The sequence below is a fragment of the Arthrobacter sp. BK1 genome (genome assembly GCF_056680055.1).
In genome coordinates, this window is sequence record NZ_CM155263.1 from 1,990,200 (window position 1) to 2,014,905 (window position 24,706).

Genomic DNA, 24,706 nt, shown 5'->3' on the forward strand with positions numbered 1-24,706 from the left:
GCCATAGACCCTCCGCGGACGAGGAGCCGGAATCCTTCGGACTACAGGCAGGCCACCCGACAGCACCCTCTCAACGCGGTGCCCTGCGGCGCGGTATTGTTGCAGCGGAAGATCCCGGCCCGTCGCGGCACCCCTTGAAAGGCCCCCGCCCATGAGCATGCTCGGAATGAAATGGAAGCTCCACGGCAACGGCAAATCGATCAAACCGGGCCACGTGGTTGCCCCGGATGAGCGGCTCGCCTGGCCACTGACCATCGGCGTGGGCATGCAGCACGTGGTGGCCATGTTCGGAGCCACTTTCCTGGTCCCCATCATCACCGGGATGCCGCCGGCCACCACCTTGTTCTTCTCGGGCATCGGCACCTTGCTTTTCCTGGTGATCACCAAGGGCCGCGTACCCAGCTACCTCGGCTCGAGCTTCGCGTTCATCGCCCCCATCATGGCGTCCCAACAGCAGTTCGGCGTCCCGGGGGCGCTGGGCGGCGTGGTGATTGCCGGCGTCGTACTTGCCCTCATCGGCGCCATTGTGCAGAAATTCGGCGCCGAGTGGATCAACCGGCTGATGCCGCCGATCGTCACCGGCGCCATTGTGGCGCTGATCGGGCTGAACCTCGCCCCCGCTGCGAAACAGAATTTCGACGCCGCCCCCATCACCGCCGTCATTACGCTCGCCACGATCATCCTTGTCAGCGTCCTGTTCCGCGGCATCATCGGCCGCTTGAGCATCCTGGTGGGCGTGGTGGTGGGATACCTCGTGGCCATGCTCCGCGGCGAAGTGAGCTACGAAAAGATGGACGCGGCGGCGTGGATCGGCCTGCCCCAGTTCCAGACCCCGGAGTTCCACGTTGGGGTGCTTGGCCTCTTCATCCCGGTGGTGCTGGTCCTCGTGGCCGAGAACATCGGGCACGTGAAGTCTGTGGCAGCCATGACCGGCCAGAACCTCGACGGCGTCTCCGGCCGCGCACTGATGGCTGACGGAGCTGCGACGGTGCTGGCGGGCATCGGCGGCGGCTCCGGCACCACCACCTACGCCGAAAACATCGGCGTTATGGCAGCGACGAAGGTGTATTCGACGGCGGCCTACTGGGTGGCCGGCGTGTTCGCCATCGTCCTGAGCTTCTCACCCAAGTTCGGCGAACTGATTGCCACCGTCCCACCCGGGGTCCTGGGCGGTGCCGCCACCATGCTGTACGGGATGATCGGCGTTCTGGGCGTGAAGATCTGGGTCCAGAACAAGGTGAACTTCTCCAACCCGATCAACCTGACCACCGCCGCCGTGGCGCTGATCATCGGCATTGCGGACTACACCTGGACCGTCGGCGACCTGACGTTCACCGGCATCGCGCTCGGCTCCACCGCCGCCCTGGTGATCTACCACGGCATGAAAGCCATCGCCAAGGCCCGCGGCTCTGTGGCGGAGCCGGAAACCGAAGTGGCCGGGCTGCCGCCTGCAGCGAAGGCCACCCTTAACGCTGCTGCGAAACGCGCACCGAAGAAGCGCTGAGTCAGGCCGCGTGGCCGCCGCTGAGCTGTTGAGCAGCGGGGCCGCCGCGGCCGAAAACGGGCCGTGGCTCCGGGCGTTTGGGCACCAGCAGGCTCTCGTCCTCCGGATGGAGCTTGAGTTGCCGCAACGCCCAGGGGACAAGGTATTCGCGCGCCCAGGTCAGGTCCTCGGTGCGGGCCTGGCGCCAGCTTCGCGGGACCATCCGCTTGGGCTGCTGGGGCAGCAGCGTGTGTGGGACGCCCAGGCCTTTCAGCACCGCCGCCGCAATGGTGTGATGGCCCAGCGGCGAGAAGTGCAACCGGTCCGGGTCCCACATGCCGGGGTCTGAGAGTTCGCGCAGGAACCACAGGTCAACCATCACCGCGTCGTGGCGTGCCGCCACGGTATGCAGGTTCTCGTTGAAGATGGCCACCTTCCCGCGGATCTGGCTGAAGATCGGCGTCGCACCCCAATCCGGGCCTGCGAAAAGGACCACCGTGGCCCCGGAACGGGTCAGCTGCCCCACCCCCTCGTCGATTGTCTCGGCAAGCCGGTCAGGATCGCTGCGCCGAAAGACGATGTCGTTACCGCCCGCTGAAACCGTGACCAGATCAGGCTTCAGAGCCAGCGCCGGGCCGAGCTGCTCATCGAAGATCTGCCGCACCAGCCGCCCCCGCACGGCCAGGTTGGCGTACGCGAAATCCGGCTGGTTTTCGCTCAGTTCCTCTGCAACCCGGTCCGCCCAGCCCCTGTAACCGCCTTCGCTGAGGGGCTCGGGATCGCCGATCCCTTCAGTGAATGAGTCACCCAGGGCAACGAGCCGGTGCCAAGGATGTGGTGCAGGAACCGAAAAGGCATCCGGGGTTACCGGGTTTTCCTTCCAGGCATTCATGGTGTACTCCCTGTTGTGTGGGGTCCCTTGAGGGCCGGTGATTCAACTGAAACCAGTCCACGCAAATCGGCCGTTTCGTGGGCAGGAGGATTCGCGTCCTGCCGTGAGGCGGCCACTATATTCATCGCAGCCTCGCGAAGGCCCTGATGGTTATGCCTGGCAACGGTCCGCAGATACTGCAGGGCAACCTCATGGCCCAAGCCGTAATCCGCCATCAGCGCGCTGACGGCCACGTCCATCAGCACCATGGAGCTTTCGGCGACAGCCCGCTCGGCGCTGGCTTCGGCCCGTTCGGCGACACGCAGCACTACCCGCAGCGCCCTGGCCACTTCCCGCGCGTAGGCCAGGGTTTTGACGATGTCCTCGCTGGTGAAGACGTGCGGGGTGGATGCGTAGAGGTTGATCGCGGCACTTGACCCTGCGGTGGACACAATCGGCATGGACAGCAACGACCTGACGCCGTGGTCTGCTGCCGCACTGGCATATCCCGGCCAGCGCCGGTCGCGGGCCATGTCAGCAAGGTGAACGAAGTCTCCCGAACGCAGGGCCTCCAGGACCGGCCCATCCTCGAAGGAGCACTGCTCCTGGTCCGCGGCCAGTGCTAGGGCGCTGCCGGCCGCGACCGTGTGGGCTGAGCCGTGGCGGAAGAAGGTGGCGGCCCAGCTGATGCCGCGGTGCTCCCCGTTGATATCGCGCATGAATTCATGGGTGACCTCAGCAAGGAAGCCCTCGACATCCTTGCTGTCGAACACCACATCCTGGGGATCGGGAAGTGATTCCCAGACCGGTTGCGCCGGAGTCTCCGCGGCCATGATCCACGCCTTGGTTCGGAAGGCGGCCCACTTCAAAACCTCTTCCTAGGATACGTCCGTATCGGCCCGGATGGGCGAAAGTACGGCAGATGGACGCAGAAGAGTGCCGCCCGGCACGAAGCCGGACGGCAGCTCTTTCACCCTGCCGGGACGTCTGCCCGTCCGCGGCACCCACCGGTCAGCCGGCGTCGAAGCTTTCCTCGTCGTCGTCGTTCGGTGACTTCTCCTGGGGGAGGTCGTTGCCGCTGCCGTCCGGCACGCCGGACGCCTCCTTGCCCGGCTCCGAAGAGAAGGGCTCGGACCCTTGTGAATCAGCGTTGGATTCGTCGATTTCGGCTTCTGCGGAGGGTACGTCCACGTCGCGCGGAACCGGCGGCTCGTCCCTTTCAACGCCCGGATCGTTAGTGTCGGCCCCGGCGTGCGGCTGGTCATCGGAGCCGCCGGACCGGCCGGCACCGGCACCGCCCAGCTCCTGCTCCGGGGTCGGAGTGCCGTAGCCACCCTCTTCTTCGGGCTTCGAGCCCTGAGTGTCCTGGCTGTCCTGACTCATGGTTCCTCCTGTTGTGGATGTGGCTGAATCTGACGTGTAAATCCTGCTGCTGCTAGAGGCCCTTGCCGCCGGTCACGGGCAGCACAGCCCCGGAAATGTACGAGCCCTGGTCCGAGGCCAGCAGCACGTAGGCGGCGGCGAGTTCAGCCGGCTGGCCTGCCCGCTGCAAGGGCGTGTCCTGCCCGAACGTGGGAAGTTTGTCCGGCCATTCGGTGGCAGGGATGAGCGGAGTCCAGATGGGGCCGGGCGCCACGGCATTGACCCGGATTCCCTTCGGCCCCAATTCCTGCGCAAGCGCCTTGGTGAAAGCCACCTGAGCCGCCTTGGTCATGGCGTAATCGATCAGTTGCGGCGAGGGGTTGAAGGCCTGGATGGACGCGGTGGTGATGATCGAGGCGCCGGCCTCCAGGTGCGGTACCGCGGCCCGTGCCGTCCAAAGCAGGGAGTAAAGATTGGTTTTGAACACCCGGTCGAATTCCTCCGTGGGAAGGGAATCGAAGCTGTCCCGGTTCTTCTGGTAGGCCGCATTCAGCACCACAACGTCGAGCCGGCCAAACTCAGCCACGGCGTCCGCGACGATCCGGGTGCTGAACTCCTCTTCCCGCCCGTCGCCAGCCAGAAGGAGCGCCCGCCTGCCTGCCTTGCGAATCCAGCCGGCGGTGTCCTGCGCGTCGTCTTCCTCTTCGGGAAGGTAGGAAATTGCGACGTCGGCCCCCTCGCGGGCAAACGCGATGGCCGCCGCCTTGCCAATTCCCGAGTCCCCGCCGGTGATCAGGGCAGCCTTGCCCTGCAGCATCCCGTGGCCTTCATAGCTCAGCTCGCCATGGTCCGGCTTGGGATCCATCGGCGCGGTGAGGCCCGGCTGCTCCTGTTCCTGCTCAGGAAACGGTCCAGAGTGGTAGCCGCCCCTCGGGTCCCTCGGCTGGTCCGTCTGCTTCTCGGTCTCGCTCATAGTCCGCCTGTTCGCTGTCGGTTTTCCAAGGGCGCCCCGGACTTCTCCGGCCCTTCGAAACTATCCCGCTGGGCGAAGCAAGTCCACCGTCCCGGGACAATAATCAGTAAACTTATCAAAAGTTGATCTCCGCGCAACTTCGGCCTAGTTTTGGAGCACCCCGGCGGGGCCAGCTGGCTCATCCGGGCATCGCGGGAGGAGAAGCCATGTCCGATGTGGAGGACTTCACGGGCAAGACCGGCCGGAATGAGACCCCGGAGGAGCAGCTCGACAGGAACTGGGCCGAGCTGCTGCAGGAACTCAGGGTTTTACAGACAGGCGTCCAGATTCTTGCCGGCTTCCTGCTGACCCTCCCGTTCCAGGAGCGCTTCGAGACCCTCGACGATTTTCAGGTTGGCCTCTACCTCGTCAACGTGGTGGTTGCGTCCCTGACCACCGCCCTGATTCTCCTGCCGGTAAGCGTCCACCGGCGGCTCTTCCGTCAGCGCCTGAAGGCAACCCTGGTGTCCAGCGCCGATTTCATCACCAAGGTGGCCCTGGGCGGTGTTGGGATGCTCAGCGTGGGAACCGCGGCCCTGGTCTTTGATGTGACCCTGGGCCGTACAGCTGGCCTGACGGCAGGAGGCGTCCTGCTGGCCATCCTGCTCCTGCTGCTCAGTGCAGTCCCGGTGCGGCTCAATAAACGGGCCTCCGGCGGGTAATCCACCGGGCGGTCAGGGATCACAGAGCACGCGGGAGGCTGGGACGTACCGGGAGGGTGGACATGCGCACTTGGGCCAAGGAACACGGACTGCTGCTGGTCAACGCCGGGCTGTTCCTCTCGTTTTTCGCTGGAATGATCCTGTCCGGCGCCGCGGCGTACAGCGAGGAACAGGCAGAGCACGGGCAGCCCGGGTCACCGTGGTGGAGTACCTGTCCACGGGCAATTTCGTTGAAGCGACCTTTGAGAACTGGGAATCTGAGTTCCTGCAGATGGGCATGTACGTTGTGCTCACCGTGTTCCTGTTCCAGAAGGGATCGTCCGAGTCCAAGCCGATGGGCAAGGAAGCTCCGCAGGATCAGGACCCGCGGAACGCGGCCATCAAGGACTCCACCCCCTGGCCGGTCAAACGGGGCGGCATGTGGCTCAAGGCCTACGAACACTCGCTGTCCCTGTTGCTGTTCCTGCTCTTCATCGCCTCGTTCAGCGCGCATGCCATGGGTGGGGCGGCGGCCTACAACGACGAGCAGCAAAGCCATGGCGAGGCCACTGTCAGCGTCCTTGAGTTCATGGGAACCAGCCAGTTCTGGTTCGAGTCCTTCCAGAACTGGCAAAGCGAGTTCCTGGCCGTCGCTGTCCTGGTGGGCGCGTCCGTCTATCTCCGCGAGAGGGGCTCCCCCGAATCAAAACCCGTGGCCGAGCCGCATTACGAGACGGGCACCTGACCCGCAACCGCTGGTGGCGCTATGCGCCTTCCAGCACCTGAGTGGTGGCCCACGCCAGGTACTTCGCGGCGTTCGCAATGGCGTCTTCCGGGCCGGCTGCGACGTCCAGCAGCTGGGCCCCGGCCACCACGCCGTGCCCCGCCAGCTCCTCCTGGGTCACCAGGATCCGTCCGGCCACCACAATGACGGGGATACCCCGCCCATGGGCAGCGTCTGCGAGTGCGATGGGTGCCTTGCCGGTCAGCGACTGCGAGTCCATGGACCCCTCACCGGTGATCACCAGATCGGCGTTCTCCAACTGGCCAGCCAGGCCCGTGAGTCCGGCCACCAGCGCAAATCCGCCTTCCAGCGTGGCGCTGGTGAAGGCAAGGAACGACGCCGGGAACCCGCCCGCCGCGCCGGCACCCGGCACGTTGACGTCCCGGCCCGTAGACTCGCGCAGGACCGATGCCCAGTTGCGGAGCCCGGCGTCGAGCACTTCCGTTGCCTCCTCATCGGCCCCTTTCTGGGGACCGAAAACGTGGGCAGCACCCGTAGGTCCGTAGAGCGGATTCTGGACGTCCACTGCGATCCTGAAGGACACGGCAGACAGTCGCGGATCCAGCCCTGAGACGTCCAGGGCAACAATGTCACCGAGGGACCCGCCGCCGAGGGGGACCACGTTTCCGGCGGCATCCAGGGGCTTGAGCCCCAATGCACGCAGGGCGCCGCTGCCGCCGTCGGTCATTGCCGAGCCGCCGAGCCCCAGCACGATCTCCGTGGCTCCGGCATCGAGGGCGGCTGCGATCAGCTGCCCGCAGCCGTAGCTGTGGGCCCGCAGGGCATTGGCCGGAGTAGGTTCCATTTCGGCGAGCCCGGATGCCTGCGCCGTCTCAATCACGGCGGAAGCACCGCCGTCGGCGTTCTTTCGGATGGCCCATGCGGCGCCCACCGGAGCAAGGATGGGACCCACGACGGCGTTGAGTCGCTCCTCATATCCCGCTGCCACGGCCGCCTCCAAGGTCCCTTCGCCGCCATCGGCGATCGGGAACTGGGTGGCGACGGCGTCGGGATAGACGCGCAGGGCACCCTCCGCAATGGCGGCGGCAGCCTCAGCCGCGGTGAGTGAGCCCTTGAATTTGTCCGGAGCGATGAGAATGCGCATGCCGTCCATCATGCCAGTTCTCAGTGGGAAAGCGCTTGCCCGATCCGCCATGCGGACGGATGCCGGACCGGGCCCCCAGGGCCGCCTCTGCCTAAGCCGGGCGGCGGAGACGGGCCGGCGCGGGGAAGGGGACGGCCTGATGCTCTGCCGCGACGCGTCGGACCAGGGCGGGCACGGCAAACGTCACCACGGGGCGGGCTTCGGCATCGTCCTTCGACCTGATGGTCAGGCTCCGGGTCCCTTCCGGCACCGAGGGAGTGAAGACCTGCAGGTTCCGGGAACCCACCGTGGCGGAGTCCTGCAGCGTGTACTCCGTGCCGAAGTGGTCCTGGACCGTGATGTTGGGCGGAGGGCCTTCGGTTGAGGCCAGGTGGATGTTCACCACCAGTCCCGTGGTCCAGATTTCGACGGACATGACAGTGAATTCGGCCGATTGCGTGACGTGCGTCCCGTAGGTGGGGGGCAGCAGCATTCCACGGAGGGAACCGGTGGCTAGCAGTTCGAGCATGATCGTTCCTGTAGTTCTTCCGCCGTCACTGGGCGGTTCCCGGGTTCATCCGGTCGCCAGCCCCCTGCCGGAGGGTTTGGCAACGGCTAAATCCCCTTCGCGGCCCTGATTCCCGAGCCGGAAGTTGGCGTTTGGCCGCCGCCTTCTGGTAGATGATTCGAGCCGCGGGGCCGGAGGTTTACACCGCTCCGCGCAGCTCGTGTGGCTGAGGCTGTTCCCCAACCACGGCTCCAAAGTCCTTTCCGCGAATACCGATTTTACTAAGGGTACTTATAAGTACCCGTCCGAGCCGGCTTTGTGTCAAGAGCCAGGCAAGGGGCGCTGCCAAACCTGCGGGAAGTGTGCGGAGAACGGGCCTCGGTGGCGGAAATTACTGCCTTTTGCGCAATACGGCAAAGTACCCCGGGACCAGGCTGTCACCCGATGCGTCCGTCATCGGATTCGTCTCAATCGTGGCCGAGCCGTCTTCCAGCACGGACCACCGGTCAGCCGGCACCGCACGGGCGAGCTCCTCCGGTCCAAAGCGGCCAGGCATCGGAAGCTTCCGGATGGCGAGTTCCAGCGGTGCCGGGATGTTCCGTAGCGATGCGCCGAGGTGCGAAACATACTCCACCGGGTTTCCCTGAAAGTTCGTTTCGGCCAGGAAAACCGTGCCCCGGACCCCCACCAACTCCAGCATGTTTTCCATCAGCGCTGCCTGGTCTGCCCGGTCGAGGACGTGGAGTACTCCACGGATAAAGACGTTGGCGTCCCCCGGTTCCCGCAGCCCGGCGCCTGCCCCGGGCTGCGTCATGTCGCGCTCGAGGTAACTGACGTTGTGGATGCCGGCAGCTTCTTCGCGGGCACGGGCCACGGCATGCCCGGACACGTCCACGCCCAGAACCCGCGGATAGAACGCTGCCAGTGCCCGGCTGAACCCGCCGTGGCCGCAGCCCACATCCACCACGGGCAGGCCGGGATCGAAATGCCGCTTGAGGACCTCGTGGTAGCCCAGCACCTCATGGTCCGTGCCGGAATCCCACAGCACCTCGCTCCGGGACCCTGTCCTGGCTATACCTTCCCAGTAGCGGTCCCAGGCCACAGCCCTGTCCTTCGGAGCAGCGCGGGACAGGCTGATGAGCTTGGGGAGGATCAGGTACTTCCGGAGGGCGGAGCGCACTGATTCAGCTGGGGAGGACACCGTTCAAATATAGGCCCGGAACGCCTTCCGGACGTGTTGGCCGGGCTCTTCATGGTCCGCAGGTCCCCGTCCGGGCCCAGCCAGGTTCCCGCGGCCTCGTCCGGGTTCCCGCGGCCTCGTCCGGGTTCCCGTGACCGCGTCCGGGTTCCAATGGCCCCGGCTGGTTTCAATGGTCTCCTCAGGGGTAACTGCCGGGCGGCCCGTCTCAGGCCGCGGCCACCGGTTCCTTCAGCAGCCACTCCATCGCTTCGTCCCGCGAGGTGAAAAACCGCGTGGGACACGGCAGTTTGTTGATGCCAAGGATGAAGTTGGCCAGCACTTTATCCACGGGCGAAGCTCCCAGCAGCGCAATGCGGGACGCCTGGCAGGGACGGCCAAAAACTGCGCGCGCCCCCCTGCTGACCTGCGCTGTGCTCGCCATATCCACCAGCATGGGATGCCTTCCGGCGCCGCAGAGCTCGTTCACGCCACGCATGGCAGCCTCGGCGTCGGCCTCGGAGATTGACACGCCCCGCGGCCACGTCAGCTCGATGACGCCGTGGCCATCCAGCACCAGATCCGCCTTGACACCATCTCCCGGCTGATTCGTCACGATAACCCTCCACGCATATTTATGAGGAACTGCTGAGCGCCGTCCCCCTACAATGTACTCATTCACCAGTGAACTGGTGCTACATCAGCAGGCGAAGGGGACAGGTTGCCAGGGGACACTCCACATGTCGCAACGGTGCCGTACCTGGCAATCGTTGCCGACCCCGACGCCGCGCGCCGGCAGTCGAGCACGGCGGCCCTGGAAACCGCCGGTTTCACTGTCAGTGCCACGGCAGATTCCGCCGGCCTGTCAGCTCTCCTTGACCGCTCCGCACCCCACGTCCTGGTCCTGGACAGTTCCCTCTCCGACATCGAGGCGGCGGCTCCGGCCCTGGTCCTCGTGGACCTCGACAGCCCGGCCGAGGTTAAGGCCGTGGAACACGCCGGAGTGCGTGACTGCATCGCCAAACCGCCGGTGGCAAAGGAGCTCATCCACCGCGCAACGGCGCTCATCAACCTGGTCTCGCGCCGGAACGAGGCCCGGCAGGAAGCAGAGACGCTGCGTGAAAGGCTGCGGCAGGTCTCAGCTGCGGTCCGCGGCACCAACGACCCCCAGCAGATCGCGGACCTGGTGGTGAAGGGGTTCGGTGAAACGTTCGGCGCCGACCGCGTCTGGCTGACAACGTTCGACGACGAGCGGGTACCTCCCATCACGGCGCAGTGGCACCGGACCAGGCTGGCACCACTGCCTGATGGGCTGTTCAGCGATGAGGAATCTGCCCAGCGTACGGCGGACTCCCTGTGGACGCGGGCGGAGACCCTGACGGTGGAAGGCACCCACCTGTCCGGCAATGACGATGACCAGCTGCCGGCCGAACTCGCTGCGCTGGGCGCCGCGGCATCGGTAACCGTTCCCATGGGGGAAGGCAATTCATCCCTGGGGATTATCTGGATGGCCCTCATGGACTCGCCCAGGGAGTGGTCCAGGGCGGAACTGGGACTGATCCAGCACGTGGCCGGCAATGCGGCCCACGGCCTGATCCAAAGCCACCTGATCACCAGCCAGCAGCAGGTGGTCAAGCAGCTCCAGCAGCTGGACAAGGCCAAGACTGACTTCCTGGCCACCGTGAACCACGAACTCCGCACCCCGCTGACCTCGATCATGGCGTACCTGGACATGATCCAGGAGAACACCTCCGATCCGGTCTCCCACGAGGTCCACCAGATGCTGGACATCGTGGTCAGGAACACCGAACGGCTGCGTTTGCTGGTTGAAGACATGCTCAGCGTTTCCCGTAACGGGCATGAAGAAAGTCCCCTGCATCTGACACCGGTCCGGCTCGCGCGGACACTGGAGATTGTCACGGCTGCCCTCAGGCCGCTGGCGACTCTGCAGAACGTCACCATCGCCATTGCGCCTGCCCCCGAAGACCCCGAAATCCAGGCTGATGAGGTGCAGCTGCAGCAGGTCTTCACGAACCTGGTCTCCAACGCCATCAAGTTCACACCAGGAGGTGGGCGGATCGACGTCGGCACTGTCCTGCAGGCGGATGCCGACGGCACGCGCCGCGCGACGGTCAGTGTTTCGGACACCGGGATGGGAATCTCCCAGGACGAGATAACCCACATTTTCACCCGTTTCTACCGCGCCTCCAACGCTATGTCCGGGGCGGTTCCCGGGACAGGCCTCGGACTGGCCATCACCCAGGACATCGTCAAACGCCATGGCGGCCGGATCGACGTTGCCTCGGAGCTTGGCGCAGGGACAACCGTCAGCGTGAGCCTTCCCCTCGACGGCCACGCGGCGCGGGTTCCCTGACAAGCACCGGTTTGTGACGGATGCAGGATCCCTGAAACCCGGAAAGGAGGCCCCGATGTTCAACGACGACGACCCCAGACTGTCCCAGCTGCTGGACGGCATCGTCCGGCTTGCCTCCGGCGACCTCCAGTCACGGATTGAGGTTTCACCCGCCCGCGACGAACTCGATGCCATCATCATGGGCACCAACCTGCTGGCCGAAGACCTGCAGATCATCTACGAGGAACTCGAGCAACGGGTGGAGGTGCGGACGCAGCTCCTCCACGAGGCGCACCGCGAAATGCAGAAGATGGCCATGCAGGACCCGCTTACCGGACTGGCCAACCGCTCGGCGCTCCTGGCGGCGCTGAAGTCCTCGCAGGACGGCGACGACGAAACCCAGACCCAGACCCAGCCGGTCATCCTGCTCCTGGACCTTGATGCCTTCAAATCCATCAATGACACCCTCGGCCACGCGGCCGGTGACGAAGTTCTGATCACCGTGGCGGAGCGCATCCGCAACGCCGTCCGGGCCACCGATGTTGTGGGCCGGCTGGGAGGCGACGAATTCGCCATCGTTATGCCTGCCACCAGCGTTGACCAGGCTGCGATCGTGGCCCAACGGATCCTGGCCGCCCTGAAGGAGCCGATCGAGCTCCCGGACCGTACCATCCGCTGCGGGGCGAGCATCGGGCTCAGCATCGGGGAAGCCAGGCGGACGCCGGAGGACCTTCTGATGGAGGCCGACGTCGCCATGTACGCCTCAAAGGCCGAGGGGCAGAACCGGCTCCATGTCTTCGAACCCGGCCTCCTCCTGGTCCGCCGGCTCCGCAGCCAACTGCTGGACGATCTCCGGGCCGCCATCAAGGGCGAGGGCCTGGTGCTGCACTATCAGCCCGTGGTGGAGCTGGATTCCGGGCGGATCGAAGGCGTGGAAGCCCTGGTCCGCTGGAACCACCCCACGCGCGGCCTGATCATGCCGGACGAGTTCATTCCGCTGGCCGAAGACGCAGGGCTCATCTCCGAGCTGGGCCTGTGGGTCCTGACCACAGCGGTAGGCCAACTGCGCACCTGGATCGACGCCGGCGTGGCGGACAGCCGGTTCTCCGTCCGCATCAACATCTCCGCCACAGACCTGCAAAGCCTCCAGTTCATCGAGGACGTCCGCGGCGTCCTGAAGGAAACCGGGGTCCGGCCGGAACAGGTTGTCCTGGAACTGACCGAAGTGGCCATCGTCAAGGGCAATGAGCTGGACCGGTATTCGCTGGGCGGCCTGCGCGGCCTGGGCGTCGGAATTGAGATCGACGACTTCGGAACGGGCTACTCCTCCATCAGCTACCTGCGCAGGCTCCCCGTGGACCGGGTCAAGGTGGACCGATCGCTGATTGTTGGCCTGGGTACGGATCCCAGCCAGCCCCCGCTGGTGGCGGCCGTCCTCCAACTGGTCCGCGCCTGCGGCCTGGAAGCCGTGTGGGAGGGCGTGGAGACAGCCGAACAGGCCGAGCACCTCAGAAGCCTCGGCTGTCTCAGCGCGCAGGGATACTTCTTCAGCAAACCGGTCCCGCCGGAGAATATTCCGGAACTGCTGGCCAGGACATCGGCTTAAAGTAATACAGGTTGTTGATTGAGGGGCTGCGCTTTGGTTCGTGCCGATATACGATCAAGTTGCGGTACCCGTTTCTTCGCAGCTTTCTTCTCGGCCCTGGAGAACGGCATCCATCAGAACCACCGAATTCTGAAAGCGTCTGAAACTTGAAAATAAAAGGGCCAACGGGCAATTACTACGTCAACTGGGGGCGTTGCTAATGACTGTTCGGGTGCAAGCATGGGGAATTATCGCTGCCGTCCTGTCGGATTCCGATCCCGCTGGAGCAGCAATACGCCAACGTCTGAGCGACAGCCTGGGCGAAAACCCGGGCGTGCCTGAGCGGGCGCTGCTGGAATACCTCCTGGACCGCCGCCAGCAGGACGGCGCGGACGGGGGCACTCCCGACGCCGCCCGCGCGCCTCAGCCGCTGAACGCGATGCCGCCGCTGCTGGCCGAGCGGTTGGATTCGCTGCGCAGCCTGTCCCGGATCAGCGCGCTGCTGGAAAACCAGATGCTCATGACTGCGTTCCAGCCGATTTACGGCCTCGAGTCCAGGAGGGTCGTTGGCGTTGAGGCATTATCGCGGTTTGTCAGCGACGACGGCGCAGGGGCCGAACTCTGGTTTGCGGAAGCCGCAGCCGTCGGCCTCGGCGCCAATCTGGAATTCTCGGCCCTGGCGTCAGCCGCCGCCGCGGCGGCGACCCTTCCGCAGCACCTTTACGTTTCCCTCAACATCTCGCCGAAATCATGCCTCGATCCACGGCTGCCTGAATTGTTTGATCACATCGAGCTGGCAATAAGCCGCATCGTGCTCGAATTGACCGAGGGAATTCCGGATGAGGAATACTCACATTTTGTTTCCGCAATTACGCCGCTCCGTGAACGCGGGCTGCGCATAGCAATTGACGATTCCCACCCCAATGCCGGCACCCTCAGCCGTATGCTGCACTTGCGGCCCGACTTCATCAAACTGGGCCGGAATACGATCAGCGGCGTGGACCTCGATCCGTCGCAGCATGCGCTGGCCGCATGCCTGGTGGACTTCGCCGAGCAGACGGGCACCGTCCTGGTGGCGGAAGGCGTCGAAACGCCCGAGGAACTCCGCGTCCTCACCGAGTTGGGCTTCAGCGCCGGCCAGGGCTACCTGCTGGGACGGCCGTCCGTCCGGCCCAAGGACTGGGCAGCATGGAACACCCCGCTCGATCCCGAAGGACTTCGCCGCATCTCCGCCGAAGACGGGCACGCCGCCGCAGACAGGCACACCACCCAGGACAGGCAAGCTGCCCACGGTTCCAGCGGCTCTGACCGACACTGACACGCACTGATCCGACGTGCGCTCCAGGGAGGACAGGCACCATGGGGCACCTGTCCTCCCAGCGTTTGAAGCGGGCTACTCCGCGTGCCCCTGATCGCCGCTCATCTGGTCCTCAGCGGGTGGAGTTTCGCCCGGCGGAACTCCACCGCCGGGCTCCAGGCCGGTGATGTTTCCTTCTGCGGGGTCGGGATTTGCCGAGGCTGCAGGGTCTTTCGCCGGCTGCTGGGGCTCCGTCGCTGAATCCTCGCGCGCTGACCGCCCGCGCCCTGGCTCCTGCCTTGGCTGGTCGGGGTTCGCGGGGTCATTCTCCGGATGGTAACTGCTCATGGTGCGGCTTCCTCTCCTCCATCAGATGCGGCTTCTCCCGCAGCTCTGGACTAATTGTAAGCATGCTGATAATTCTGGAAACGTAGCATCCCCGCGCGCTGGCCGGCACTTGGCCGGCGCGCATCGTCACTAAAGGAGCAGTCAGATGGGCATTGGAGACAGCATCGGCAAGGCAGCGGAGAACGCCATGGAAGATCTGGCGGGCACGTCCTCGCCCACGGAAGGCACGCACGTGCCGGAGCCTACCGACCCGAACAGCGACGTTGAAGTCCACTCGTCCATCAGCGAGGGCTCCAACGCCATGGAAACCGAGAAGGAGAAGGCGCCCGGGCTGAAGCCAGGCCCCGCTACCGGACCAGTGTCCGCCAACCCCAGCGGATCTGACCGCAGCGGACACGCCGAATCAACGGGAGGGTCAGCGGCGGACACGGGAGGGTCGGCGGCGACGGCGGACGCGGGGGACGTTCCCCGTGATGTGCCAGGCCCCGGCGGGCTTCCGGAAGGCGATCCGGACACGTTGCGGGCCGATCCCGGCGAGGGCGACGAGGATCCGTCCACCAATCTTGGGCGCAGCTGACCCCATGGCCCCGGGTCAGTCCCGGGGCCACCCGCCCCGTTCCTGCAGTACCCGGGTCAGCAGGTCCGCACGGTCGGTCACGATCCCATCCACGCCGAGGTCCAGCAGCCGGTGCATCTCGGCGGACTCGTTGATGGTCCACACATGGACCACCAACCCAAGGGTGTGCGCACGCCGGACTGAAGCCGGGGTTACTACCCGGATGGCACCGTAGCGAACGGGAACCTGAAGCGCCTGAACGTCGCGCAACGGGCCGCGCAGGACAAAACGCAGCAACGAAACCGGAAGCAGCGGCCCCAGCAGGACGAACAGCGAGATGGTCGCCCGGCCTGCCGACGACGCCACCGGGCGGCTCAGCAGCTTCAGCACCGCCCGGCGTCGGCGGTCAGAAAAACTGGCCACCAGGACGCGGTCGTGGGCGCCGTGGCGTTCGATGCCGGCGGCCAGGCTCCGCACGGAGTTCCAGTCCTTGACGTCCAGGTTCAGCCGGACATCAGGGAACTCGGTGAGTAATTCGTCGAACAGGGGAACCGGTTCGCGGCCGCCGATCCGTGCCGCGGCCACATCTGCGGCGGTCAGCTCGGAAATCTTCCCGCGGCTGTCGGTCACCCGGTCCAGGGTGTCGTCGTGAAACAGGACCAGCACGCCGTCGGCCGTGGTGTGGACGTCCGTTTCGAGGTGCCGGTAGCCGAGTTCGACGGCGGCGCGGAAAGCGGCCATGGAGTTTTCCAGCCCCTCACGGGAAAATCCGCGGTGGGCCATGGCGATGGGCCCGGCCGGAGCATCATCCGGGGAACGCTCGAAGAAGGGCAAGGTCACGTTGTGAGCGTACCCGAGCCGCAAGGCTAGTTCTCCTGCGGCACAATCTCCACGCCGTCGCTGCAGTGCAGCAGGGTGCGGCCCCCGCCGCCGTCGAGATCCACCCAGACGGCGGTGTGGTCCCAGGTGATGGCGTCCACGAGGCCGCCTGTTTCGAACCCCGGGGTGAGGCGGACGCGCACGCGGTCGCCTTCCCTGAGTGCTTTCCAGTGCTCCGCCGGTTCTGCCGCGCGCAGCGGCGCTTCGGCGGCGCGTTGGTTACCGTTTCTTGCCATGACTTCCCCTCAAGCGATGGATGTGCATCCGGAAGTCACGCTAGTGGGCAAAGATGAACGGCAGGTGAGCGCCGGCTGTGAATAGCGGGCACCCCAGTGTGGCGGCAGGGACTGCTTGGCACCCAAGCCGGGTCAGGCCAGCTCTACACCCAGCGCCGCGAGCCTGGCCTCGAGGACCTGGGCCACGCCGTCGTCGTCGAAGTGCGGGGCCTGCTGCCCGGCCGCGCGGATGGCTTCCGGGTGGCCGCTGGCCATGGCATAACCGTGGCCGGCCCAGCGCAGCATCTCGACGTCGTTGGGCATGTCCCCGAACGCCACGACGTCCGCGGCGTCGATCCCCAGGGAGCCTGCGTATTCCGCAAGGGTGACGGCCTTGTTGACGCCGGGGAAGGACAGTTCCAGCATGGCCACGCTGGGGGCTGAGTGGGTGGCAAAGGCGAGATGCGCGACGGCGGGGCGAACCGCTGCGAGGAAGTCATCCGGGGTGCCTTCCCGGACGATGGCCAGGAACTTCACGACGGCGTCGTCCGTGGCCAGCGTCTCGGTCAGCGCTGCGGGGGTGAACTCCTCCAGTAGCTCGCCGGAGCCGTTTTCGATGAAGCCGGGCTCCAGATGGAAGCCGGTGAGCGTTTCCGCAGCGAAGAGTGCGGCAGGGCGGACGTCCTTGATGATCCGCCGGATTTCCAGCACCGCCTCAACGCTCAGTGTCCGCGCCGAGACAAGTCTGTCTTCCTCAAGGTCCCACACCACGGCGCCGTTGGAACAGATGACGGTGCCGGTGTGGCCAAGCTGCTCTTCGAGCGGATGGAGCCAGCGGGGCGGCCGGCCGGTGACGAAGACGAGCTCGATGCCGGCTTCGCGGCAGGCATGGAAGGCACGGACGGTGCGGTCGCTGATCTTTCCGTCGTGCCCAAGGATCGTTCCGTCAATATCACTTGCTACCAGCCGCATGCTGCCAGTCTACGTGGGGTGGCGGGCTTCCCGGGCCGGGCGGGCGCCGCTCCGGGGCCACTCCGGCGGTGGCTCCCCGGGCCTGGTGGTTGCGTCGTCCCGCGACGTTTCTTGACGCTGCGCTACGTCATGTTGAGCCTTCGCTACGTCCCGTTAACGCGAGCGTCAGGAACCGTTGTGGCACCGCAGGGCGCTCCGTAATCTCAACACCAGCATCTCCGCCAGCGAAGGAAATCCCATGACAACTCCCCAGGACAAGAGTCCGCAGAACCAACAGGCATCCACCCGCATCGTGGCTGGCCAGTCCTCCACGCCCAAGCGTCCGCTCGGCCTGAAGATCGGCGTTATCGCCGGGCTGGTTGCCCTGGTGGGCGGCGGCGTTGCGGTGGCCTCCGCAGTCTCCGCAAATAACGCAGGCACCTCCCCCGCCTCAGTCGCGGCACCGGCGGGCAACCCCGCAGCGGAGCTCAAGCTTGGCTACTTCGGAAACGTCACCCACGCGCCGGCACTGGTTGGTGTCAGCCAGGGCTACATCGCCGAGGAATTGGGCGACACCAAGCTCAGCACCCAGGTCTTCAACGCCGGACCTGCCGCGATCGAGGCCCTCAACGCAGGCGCCATCGACGCCACGTACATCGGGCCGAACCCGGCGATCAATTCTTTCGTCAAGAGCGCCGGCGAATCGGTGCACATCATCGCCGGGGCCGCAGCCGGCGGTGCGCAGCTGGTGGTGAAACCGGAAATCACCTCCGCGGCAGACCTCAAGGGCAAGACCCTCGCATCGCCCCAGCTCGGCGGCACCCAGGACGTGGCACTCCGCGCCTGGCTGTCCACCCAGGGCTACAACACCAACGTTGACGGCAGCGGCGACGTCGCCATCAACCCCACCGAAAACGCCCAGACGCTGAAACTGTTCCAGGACGGAAAGCTCGACGGCGCGTGGCTGCCTGAGCCGTGGGCCTCCCGGCTGGTGCTGACCGCCGGCGCCAAGGTGCTCGTGGATGAAAAGGACCTCTGGGACGGCTCCCTCTCCGGCAAGGCCGGCGAGTTCCCCACCACCATCCTGATCGTGAACCAGAAGTTCGCGGCCGAACACCCGGACACCATCAAGGCGCTGCTCAAGGGCCACGTAAAGTCCGTGGAGTGGCTCAATGGTGCAGCAGCCGGCGAAAAAGCCACCGTCATCAACGCAGCCCTCAAGGAAGCACCGGGCGCTGAACTCAAAGCCGACGTCATCGACAGGTCACTGAAAAACATCGTCTTCACGGTGGATCCGCTCGCCGGGACCTACCCCAAGCTGCTCAAGGACGGCGTCGAGGCCGGCACCACCAAGCAGGCCGATATCAACGGGATCTTTGATCTGACCGCCCTCAACGAGGTGACCGGGGACAAAACCTCGGCAGCGGGGCTGGGCAAGGAGTAGCCACACGGTTCAGGCTGCACCCTCACGTAACCCGCTCATCCGTCCGGAACTGGCCTCAGTTCCGGACGGATGGGCTTTTGCGTGTCCCGACGGCCTTTTTTGGGCGACCAACGTTAGGACTCTCACCGCATCCCGCCAAAGTGGCCGGCGCAGAGAGACAATGACCGTATGAGCACAGAAGAACCCCTGCCGCCCGCTGCTGTACCCCCGGCCCCGGATGCCGCGCCGACGGCCCGGCGCGGGGAACCTGTTCCTCCGCCTGCGGGCGTGTCCGCGCCTAACCGCGTCACCCGGGCTGCCGTCATCTGGAGTGCCGTGGCTGTCAGCCTGGTGGTGCTGGTGCTGCTGATCATCTTCTTCATCCAGAACCAGGACATGGTGGCCGTGAAATTCCTCGGCTTTGAGGGCCGGCTTGCCCAGGGCGTGGCCTTCTTCATCGCAGCCGTCGGAGGCGGCATCCTGGTAGCGATCGCCGGTGGTGCCCGCATCCTGCAGCTGAGGCACAGCGAAAAGCGGCGCCGCAAAGTCACCGGCGCTTAACCGCTGAGCTACTCCCCCGCCCCCGCGTGTTCCTCCGGGACAGCGTTCAGCTCCGCGCGGGTGGGTGGGTTGGCACCGGGCCGCGAGACGGTGATGGCGGCAGCCTTGGATGCGTGGGCCAGGAGCTCAGCCAGGCCCTCGGCCGGGAGATCCCGGAGTTCCTCCCGGTTCTGGGCTCCATCCAGGCCGCGGTCCACAATCCCGGAGAGCAGCGCGGCCATGAACGAATCCCCCGCACCCACGGTGTCAGCCACCTCCACTCCGGGGGCCGGATACTCCGCCTCACCAGCGGCCGTGACACCCCACGGGCCGGCCGCACCGCGCGTGACAACCACCATGGCAGGCCCTTCCGAACCGCCCAGGGCCAGCCACCGGCGGGCAGAATCCAGCACATCCGCGCGCGGGTAGAGCCACGCAAGGTCCTCGTCTGAGGCCTTGACCACGTCTGACAAGGTGACAAACTTCTCCGCCTGCCGCCGCGCATAGTCCACATCGGTGATGATGCTGGGGCGGCAGTTCGGGTCGAAACTGATAGTGGCTGCCGGGTGGGCGTGCTCGACGGCGGCCAGCACGTCTGCGGCGCCCGGCGCCAGCATCGTGGCGATGGAACCGGTGTGCAGCAGGGTGGTTCCCTGCAGCATGAACGCCAACCGGTCCGCCAGGCCGGGAAGCTCCCAGGCGAGGTCGAATGTGTAGGTAGCGGCGCCGTCGTCGTCGATCAGGGCGGTGGCCACGCTGGTGGGCAGCTCATCGGGGCCCAGCGGCAGCATGACTGAACTGGATCGGAGGTGCGCCGCCACCGAATCACCGTAGGCGTCGCGGCCGTAGCGGCCGATGAACTGCACGGGATGGTCGAGCCGGGCCAGGCCCACCGCGACATTCAGGGGGCTGCCGCCCACGTGGGCCTCGATTCCGGAGGCGCGCTGGACAACGTCAACAAGGCCTTCGCCGATAACAGTGAGCATGGTCATACTCTGCCAGAGAAGCCGCCGCCAGGCATTGTGAGAAGCGAGCTTCGCCTACCATGGAGATATGACATCCCATGTCCTCCGGCCGATGATGGCTGCCGTGCCCGACGTCGAACATGTGCTCGCAACCCGGGGCACGGGCGGCTATCGCCAATATAGGATCCCAGCCCTGGCCGTCTCCCGGGAGGGCACGTTGCTGGCCGCCTACGATGGGCGCCCCAACCTGGACGACCTGCCCAACCCGATCGACCTCCTGCTCCGCCGCAGTACGGACAGCGGCCGGACCTGGGGCGCCCAGCAGGTGGTGCGGACCGGCGAGGGCCTCAACGGCTACGGCGATCCGAGCCTCCTGGTGGACCTGGAGGCCGGCCGCATCTTCCTGTTTCACGCCGCGGGCACGCGGGCGGGCTTCTTCGAGGCAGCGGCCGGCCTGGAGCCTGATGAGTCTGTGCAGCACTGCGACCTCAGCTTCTCGGACGACGACGGCCTGACCTGGCACCACCGCAGAATCACTGCCCAGCTCAAGCTGCGGCCATCCCCGCGCCCGGACGAACCGGAAATTACCGGGATTTTTGCCGCTGCGGGGCAGGGCATCCAGATCCACACCGGCCCCTTCCGCGGCCGGCTGGTGCAGCAGTTTGTTGTCCTGGCGGGCGGTGGGATTATGGCCGCGTCCGCGTACAGCGACGACCACGGGGACGCCTGGACCCTCGGGGAGCTCATCGGCGCCGGGACGCACGGCTTCAGCCCGAACGAGAACAAGGTAGCTGCACTTTCAGACGGCCGGCTTCTCCTCCACAGCCGGGGTACACCGCGCCGTCTTGCCGCAATATCCGACGACGGCGGGGCCACCTGGGGTGCGCTGCTTCCTGTCGGGGACCTCCCGGACCCGGGCGACAACGGCTCGCTGGTCCGCTTCGACGGGCTGCCCACTGTTGGCTCGTTCGCCGACGAAGCGACAGACACCTGGCTGCTGGCCACGAACAACCACGATCCGTCGCTGCGGCGGAACACAGTCCTGAGCCTGTCCCCCGACGACGGCCGCAGCTGGCCCGCGAAGCTGGTCCTATGCCCCGGAAGCTCCGCCTATTCGACAGCGGCCCGGCTTCCCGACGGGAACATCGGCGTCCTCTACGAGCGGCAGGGGTACCGCGAAATCGTCTTTGCATCGATCCCGGCGGAGCAACTGGTCGGCCAGCTCACCAAGGACAGGGCCGGCGCCGAGCCCGGCGCCGCCGCAAGCTCCCGCGCGGGCGCCGTCCAGCAGGTGTCCCCCACCCTGGTCTTCGACATGGAACTCCGCTCCATCACCCCCGGCCGCCCGGCAGTCTGGCAGAACGCCGGCGAGTTCCACGTAATGCCGTCCGGCAGCGACGGCTGGGGCGTCCACACCTGGAAGGAAATCGGGCAGGGCTACTCGGCTGAGGCGGCGCAGGTCATCGGCACCCGGGAGGCGCAGGACCTGAACTACGGCCCCATCATTCCCGGTTACAAGGCCGGGGACATCGTCGCTTTCACCGGCAGGGCCTGCAACGCAGGCACCCTGCCCCTGATCGGCGTCGGGCTTTCGGGTCCCGGCTCGGAGGCCTTTCGGCCGGCCGATCTGGGCGCAGGCGAGGAAGCCCTCTACTTCACCCCCGCCTACACCGTCACCGGAGCTGATGTGGCACGCGGGTTCGCGGAAGTGACATACGGGGTGACCGCCATATGTGACGGCACTGCCGTGCGCCGCCGTCGGGCCTTCCGTTTCGACACCCATACCGGCGCCGTCAGCCTCGGGGAGTGAGAGAGCGTTGACCCAAAACCCGCATTAAGGGAGAAAGCGTGCGGTACGTGAGAGAGCGTTGGAACCGGCGGCCGCTTGACGCGGGCCTGTGATGGCGCTTACAGTCATCCTACGAGCTCGGACGTCCTACATCCGATAAACCTTCTGGAATGGCGAGGCCCTCATGAATGTAACCACCAAGAACCTGCCGCTGGTCAACGACGCCAGCCGCCGGAATTTCCTCAAGCTGACCGGCGCCATGGGCGCTGCGGCAGCATTCACCGCCTCAGTGGCCGCCTGCGGCAGCCCGGCAGCCACCACCACCACGGGCGGCTCAGCGGGCGCCGCGGCAGTCAACAAGGACCTCACCATCGAAGCGGGCATCTCCTACGCCCTCTCCACGGGCTTCGACCCGCTCAGCTCATCCGGCGCCACCCCGATGGCCGCCAACCTGCACATCTTCGAAGGCCTCATCGAGCTCCACCCGGCCACCCGCGAACCGTACAACGCGCTGGCGGCGGCAGACCCCAAGAAGGTCACCGACACCTCCTACCAGGTGACCCTCCGCGACGGCGCCACCTTCCACAACGGCTCCCCCGTTACCACCGAGGACGTCGTCTTCTCCTTCACCCGGGTGATGGACCCCGCGAACAAGTCGCTGTTCTCCCAGTTCATCCCGTTCATCCAGGACGTCAAGGCGGTTGACGCAAAGACTGTCGAGTTCACCCTCAAGTACGCGTTCCCCGGCTTCGGCCCCCGCATCTCCGTGGTGAAGATCGTCCCCAAGGCCCTCGCCACCGACCTGAAGGCCTTCGACGCCGCGCCCGTAGGCACCGGCCCGTACAAGCTCATCTCCGCCGTCAAGGACGACAAAATCGTCTTCGAAGCCTTCGCCGGCTACAACGGCCCCAAGCCCGCACTCGCCAAGGGCATGACCTGGCTCCTGCTCTCCGACGCCGCAGCCCGCGTCACCGCCGTCCAGTCCGGCCGCGTCCAGGCCATCGAGGACGTCCCCTACCTGGACATTGACGGCCTCAAGTCCAGGGTCAAGGTCGAATCTGTCCAGTCCTTCGGCCTGATGTTCCTCATGTTCAACTGCAACAAGGCGCCCTTCAACAACAAGCTGGTCCGCCAGGCCCTGCACTACGGCCTGGACAAGGACGCCATCATCAAGAAGGCCCTGTTCGGCAACGCCAAGGCCGCCAGCTCCTACTTCCAGGAAGGCCACCCGGACTACGTCAAGGCCAGGAACGTCTACGGCTACGACGCCAAGAAGGCCGAAGAGCTGCTGAAGGAAGCCGGCGTGACGAGCCTCGAGTTCGAGCTGCTCACCACGGACACCGCCTGGGTCAAGGACGTTGCCCCGCTGATCCTCGAATCGTGGAACAAGCTCCCGGGCGTCAAGGTCTCGGTCAAGAGCATCCAGTCCGGTGCCCTGTACACCGACCGCGTCGGCGCCGGCGACTACTCAGTGGTGGCAGCCCCGGGTGACCCTTCCGTCTTCGGCAACGACGCGGACCTGCTCCTGAGCTGGTTCTACTCGGGCGCCACCTGGATGGAAAAGCGCGCCTACTGGACGGCCCCGGAGCGCGCCCAGCTGCAGGAGCTGATGAACAAGGGCTCCCAGGCTGCCAAGGAAGATGCCAGGAAGATCACCGGCGAAATCGTCGACCTGATCTCCGAGGAAGTCCCGCTCTACCCGATCTTCCACCGCCAGCTGCCCAGCGCCTGGGACGACAAGAAGCTCAACGGCTTCAAGCCGCTGCCCACCACCGGCATGTCCTTCATCGACGTCGGACGCACCGCCTAAGCACCCCCCTTGCGTTGCGAGGCCTGCCCTGCGCCCCTGTTCCCCCCCAGGAAGCACGCAGGGCAGGCCCCGCAACACAGGATCTGCAGCACCCCACACACACCGGAGAACACATTGGTCACGATATTGCGTCTGCTCGGCCGCAGACTCGCAGCACTGCCATTAATGATCCTGGGCATCACCTTGCTGGTCTTCCTCGTCCTGCAGGCGGCTCCCGGCGACCAGGCAAGCTCGGCCCTCGGCGACGGCGCCAGCGAAGAAGCCAAACAGCAGTACCGCCAGGAAAACGGCCTGAACGATCCGCTGATCGTGCAGTACTTCGGCTTCCTCGCCAAGCTGCTGCGGTTCGACCTCGGCGTCACCACCCCGCCGGCAAAATCGGTGGCATCCATGATCGGCTCGGCGTTCCCGCTGACGCTGCAGCTGACCTTCCTGGGCGTCCTCATCGCGATCGTCCTGTCCCTGGTCTTCGGCATCCTCGGTGCCCTGTACCGCGATAAATGGCAGGACCAGCTGGTCCGCGTCTTCTCCATCGCCGCGATCGCCACGCCGTCGTTCTGGCTGGGCATTCTGCTGATCCAGTGGTTCGCCCTCGGCGCCAGCCCGCTGTTCCCCTCCGGCGGCATCGCGACGCCGGAATCCGGCTTTGGCGGCTGGCTCAACTCCATGGCCCTCCCGGCCCTCGCCCTGGGCATCCCCGTCTCGGCCTCGCTGATCCGGGTGGTCCGCACCTCGATGGTGGAGGAGCTGGACCGCGACTACGTCCGCACCGCCATCGGCAACGGCGTCCCCTACGGCGAAGTGGTCTCCAAGAACGTCCTCCGCAACGCCCTGGTCACTCCGGTGACCGTGCTGGGACTGCGCGTGGGCTACCTGCTCGGCGGCGCCGTCGTGATTGAAATGATCTTTGCCCTTCCCGGCATGGGCCAGCTGATCCTGAACGGCATCACCAACCTTGACATCAACCTGGTCCAGGGCGTGGTGCTCACCATCTCCGTCACCTTCGTTCTGGTGAACATCGTGGTGGACCTCCTCTACCTGCTCATCAACCCCCGAATCAGGACGGTATAGCT

25 protein-coding genes are annotated in these 24,706 nt (G+C 65.9%); 12 read left to right on the forward strand and 13 right to left on the reverse strand.

What is annotated here, in order from left to right; all coding sequences use genetic code 11:
- Nucleotides 1–151: 151 nt before the first annotated feature.
- A complete protein-coding gene (locus tag AC1MCA_RS08970; RefSeq protein ID WP_479802806.1) occupies nucleotides 152–1,504 on the forward strand; it encodes a uracil-xanthine permease family protein in 1,353 nt (450 codons plus the stop codon).
- 1 nt (nucleotide 1,505) lies between these two features.
- Here AC1MCA_RS08970 and AC1MCA_RS08975 read toward each other — a convergent pair whose 3' ends face one another.
- The 4 genes from AC1MCA_RS08975 to AC1MCA_RS08990 all read right to left on the reverse strand — a co-directional run bounded on the left by AC1MCA_RS08975 (nucleotide 1,506) and on the right by AC1MCA_RS08990 (nucleotide 4,689).
- Entirely contained in the window at nucleotides 1,506–2,375 is an 870-nt protein-coding gene (locus AC1MCA_RS08975; RefSeq protein ID WP_479802808.1) for an SGNH/GDSL hydrolase family protein, read from the reverse strand.
- Nucleotides 2,372–3,187 carry a GAF domain-containing protein gene (locus AC1MCA_RS08980; protein WP_479802810.1) on the reverse strand — a complete coding sequence of 272 codons (816 nt, stop codon included), beginning with the start codon at nucleotides 3,185–3,187 and terminating at the stop codon, nucleotides 2,372–2,374. The genes AC1MCA_RS08975 and AC1MCA_RS08980 overlap by 4 nt, the downstream gene beginning before the upstream one ends.
- Before the next feature lie 178 nt (nucleotides 3,188–3,365).
- Complete coding sequence (locus tag AC1MCA_RS08985) at nucleotides 3,366–3,737, reverse strand: hypothetical protein (RefSeq protein WP_479802811.1); 372 nt, start codon at nucleotides 3,735–3,737, stop codon at nucleotides 3,366–3,368.
- A 52-nt stretch (nucleotides 3,738–3,789) separates the two neighbouring features.
- Nucleotides 3,790–4,689 (reverse strand): SDR family oxidoreductase, encoded by a 900-nt coding sequence (locus tag AC1MCA_RS08990; protein ID WP_479802813.1) that lies wholly within the window; start codon nucleotides 4,687–4,689, stop codon nucleotides 3,790–3,792.
- 206 nt (nucleotides 4,690–4,895) lie between these two features.
- Here AC1MCA_RS08990 and AC1MCA_RS08995 point away from each other — a divergent pair, with 206 nt between their 5' ends.
- Both AC1MCA_RS08995 and AC1MCA_RS09000 read left to right on the forward strand, forming a co-directional pair.
- Nucleotides 4,896–5,390: a DUF6328 family protein gene (locus AC1MCA_RS08995; RefSeq protein ID WP_479802815.1), complete on the forward strand. Its 495-nt coding sequence runs from the start codon at nucleotides 4,896–4,898 to the stop codon at nucleotides 5,388–5,390.
- 202 nt (nucleotides 5,391–5,592) lie between these two features.
- Complete coding sequence (locus AC1MCA_RS09000; RefSeq protein ID WP_479802816.1) at nucleotides 5,593–6,114, forward strand: DUF6766 family protein; 522 nt, start codon at nucleotides 5,593–5,595, stop codon at nucleotides 6,112–6,114.
- A gap of 19 nt (nucleotides 6,115–6,133) precedes the next feature.
- Here AC1MCA_RS09000 and AC1MCA_RS09005 read toward each other — a convergent pair whose 3' ends face one another.
- From AC1MCA_RS09005 to AC1MCA_RS09020, 4 genes are all read right to left on the reverse strand, one after another.
- On the reverse strand, nucleotides 6,134–7,258 hold the full coding sequence (locus tag AC1MCA_RS09005) for a glycerate kinase (RefSeq protein ID WP_479802818.1): 1,125 nt from the start codon (nucleotides 7,256–7,258) through the stop codon (nucleotides 6,134–6,136).
- 91 nt (nucleotides 7,259–7,349) lie between these two features.
- A complete protein-coding gene (locus tag AC1MCA_RS09010) occupies nucleotides 7,350–7,766 on the reverse strand; it encodes a hypothetical protein (RefSeq protein ID WP_479802819.1) in 417 nt (138 codons plus the stop codon).
- 370 nt (nucleotides 7,767–8,136) lie between these two features.
- On the reverse strand, nucleotides 8,137–8,946 hold the full coding sequence (locus AC1MCA_RS09015) for a class I SAM-dependent methyltransferase (protein WP_479802821.1): 810 nt from the start codon (nucleotides 8,944–8,946) through the stop codon (nucleotides 8,137–8,139).
- A gap of 205 nt (nucleotides 8,947–9,151) precedes the next feature.
- Complete coding sequence (locus tag AC1MCA_RS09020) at nucleotides 9,152–9,538, reverse strand: DUF7793 family protein (protein ID WP_479802822.1); 387 nt, start codon at nucleotides 9,536–9,538, stop codon at nucleotides 9,152–9,154.
- A gap of 105 nt (nucleotides 9,539–9,643) precedes the next feature.
- Here AC1MCA_RS09020 and AC1MCA_RS09025 point away from each other — a divergent pair, with 105 nt between their 5' ends.
- The 3 genes from AC1MCA_RS09025 to AC1MCA_RS09035 all read left to right on the forward strand — a co-directional run bounded on the left by AC1MCA_RS09025 (nucleotide 9,644) and on the right by AC1MCA_RS09035 (nucleotide 14,178).
- Nucleotides 9,644–11,296: a sensor histidine kinase gene (locus tag AC1MCA_RS09025; protein WP_108599679.1), complete on the forward strand. Its 1,653-nt coding sequence runs from the start codon at nucleotides 9,644–9,646 to the stop codon at nucleotides 11,294–11,296.
- 55 nt (nucleotides 11,297–11,351) lie between these two features.
- A complete protein-coding gene (locus AC1MCA_RS09030) occupies nucleotides 11,352–12,881 on the forward strand; it encodes a putative bifunctional diguanylate cyclase/phosphodiesterase (protein ID WP_479802824.1) in 1,530 nt (509 codons plus the stop codon).
- 211 nt (nucleotides 12,882–13,092) lie between these two features.
- The gene (locus AC1MCA_RS09035) at nucleotides 13,093–14,178 is read left to right on the forward strand and encodes an EAL domain-containing protein (RefSeq protein WP_479802826.1); all 1,086 of its coding nucleotides are present in this window, start codon (nucleotides 13,093–13,095) and stop codon (nucleotides 14,176–14,178) included.
- Nucleotides 14,179–14,253: 75 nt separating this feature from the next.
- Here AC1MCA_RS09035 and AC1MCA_RS09040 read toward each other — a convergent pair whose 3' ends face one another.
- Nucleotides 14,254–14,505, reverse strand: a complete 252-nt coding sequence (locus AC1MCA_RS09040) for a DUF6480 family protein (RefSeq protein ID WP_479802828.1) — start codon at nucleotides 14,503–14,505, stop codon at nucleotides 14,254–14,256.
- A 145-nt stretch (nucleotides 14,506–14,650) separates the two neighbouring features.
- Here AC1MCA_RS09040 and AC1MCA_RS09045 point away from each other — a divergent pair, with 145 nt between their 5' ends.
- The gene (locus tag AC1MCA_RS09045) at nucleotides 14,651–15,082 is read left to right on the forward strand and encodes a hypothetical protein (RefSeq protein WP_479802830.1); all 432 of its coding nucleotides are present in this window, start codon (nucleotides 14,651–14,653) and stop codon (nucleotides 15,080–15,082) included.
- A 15-nt stretch (nucleotides 15,083–15,097) separates the two neighbouring features.
- Here the strand turns inward: AC1MCA_RS09045 and AC1MCA_RS09050 are convergent, their stop codons facing one another.
- The 3 genes from AC1MCA_RS09050 to AC1MCA_RS09060 all read right to left on the reverse strand — a co-directional run bounded on the left by AC1MCA_RS09050 (nucleotide 15,098) and on the right by AC1MCA_RS09060 (nucleotide 17,127).
- Complete coding sequence (locus AC1MCA_RS09050) at nucleotides 15,098–15,901, reverse strand: glycerophosphodiester phosphodiesterase family protein (RefSeq protein ID WP_479802831.1); 804 nt, start codon at nucleotides 15,899–15,901, stop codon at nucleotides 15,098–15,100.
- 26 nt (nucleotides 15,902–15,927) lie between these two features.
- Entirely contained in the window at nucleotides 15,928–16,176 is a 249-nt protein-coding gene (locus tag AC1MCA_RS09055) for a hypothetical protein (RefSeq protein ID WP_479802833.1), read from the reverse strand.
- Nucleotides 16,177–16,308: 132 nt separating this feature from the next.
- Entirely contained in the window at nucleotides 16,309–17,127 is an 819-nt protein-coding gene (locus tag AC1MCA_RS09060) for an HAD family hydrolase (RefSeq protein ID WP_479802834.1), read from the reverse strand.
- 238 nt (nucleotides 17,128–17,365) lie between these two features.
- Here AC1MCA_RS09060 and AC1MCA_RS09065 point away from each other — a divergent pair, with 238 nt between their 5' ends.
- On the forward strand, nucleotides 17,366–18,550 hold the full coding sequence (locus AC1MCA_RS09065; protein WP_479802836.1) for an ABC transporter substrate-binding protein: 1,185 nt from the start codon (nucleotides 17,366–17,368) through the stop codon (nucleotides 18,548–18,550).
- Nucleotides 18,551–18,718: 168 nt separating this feature from the next.
- Complete coding sequence (locus AC1MCA_RS09070; protein WP_479802837.1) at nucleotides 18,719–19,090, forward strand: LapA family protein; 372 nt, start codon at nucleotides 18,719–18,721, stop codon at nucleotides 19,088–19,090.
- 8 nt (nucleotides 19,091–19,098) lie between these two features.
- Here the strand turns inward: AC1MCA_RS09070 and AC1MCA_RS09075 are convergent, their stop codons facing one another.
- On the reverse strand, nucleotides 19,099–20,055 hold the full coding sequence (locus tag AC1MCA_RS09075) for a carbohydrate kinase family protein (RefSeq protein ID WP_108598087.1): 957 nt from the start codon (nucleotides 20,053–20,055) through the stop codon (nucleotides 19,099–19,101).
- Between the two features lie 67 nt (nucleotides 20,056–20,122).
- Here AC1MCA_RS09075 and AC1MCA_RS09080 point away from each other — a divergent pair, with 67 nt between their 5' ends.
- From AC1MCA_RS09080 to AC1MCA_RS09090, 3 genes are all read left to right on the forward strand, one after another.
- Nucleotides 20,123–21,844: a sialidase family protein gene (locus tag AC1MCA_RS09080; RefSeq protein ID WP_479802839.1), complete on the forward strand. Its 1,722-nt coding sequence runs from the start codon at nucleotides 20,123–20,125 to the stop codon at nucleotides 21,842–21,844.
- A gap of 163 nt (nucleotides 21,845–22,007) precedes the next feature.
- Nucleotides 22,008–23,633, forward strand: coding sequence for an ABC transporter substrate-binding protein (locus AC1MCA_RS09085; RefSeq protein WP_479802841.1), 1,626 nt, complete (start codon nucleotides 22,008–22,010; stop codon nucleotides 23,631–23,633).
- Between the two features lie 114 nt (nucleotides 23,634–23,747).
- Nucleotides 23,748–24,704 (forward strand): ABC transporter permease, encoded by a 957-nt coding sequence (locus AC1MCA_RS09090; protein ID WP_108598073.1) that lies wholly within the window; start codon nucleotides 23,748–23,750, stop codon nucleotides 24,702–24,704.
- The last annotated feature ends 2 nt before the right edge of the window (nucleotides 24,705–24,706 follow it).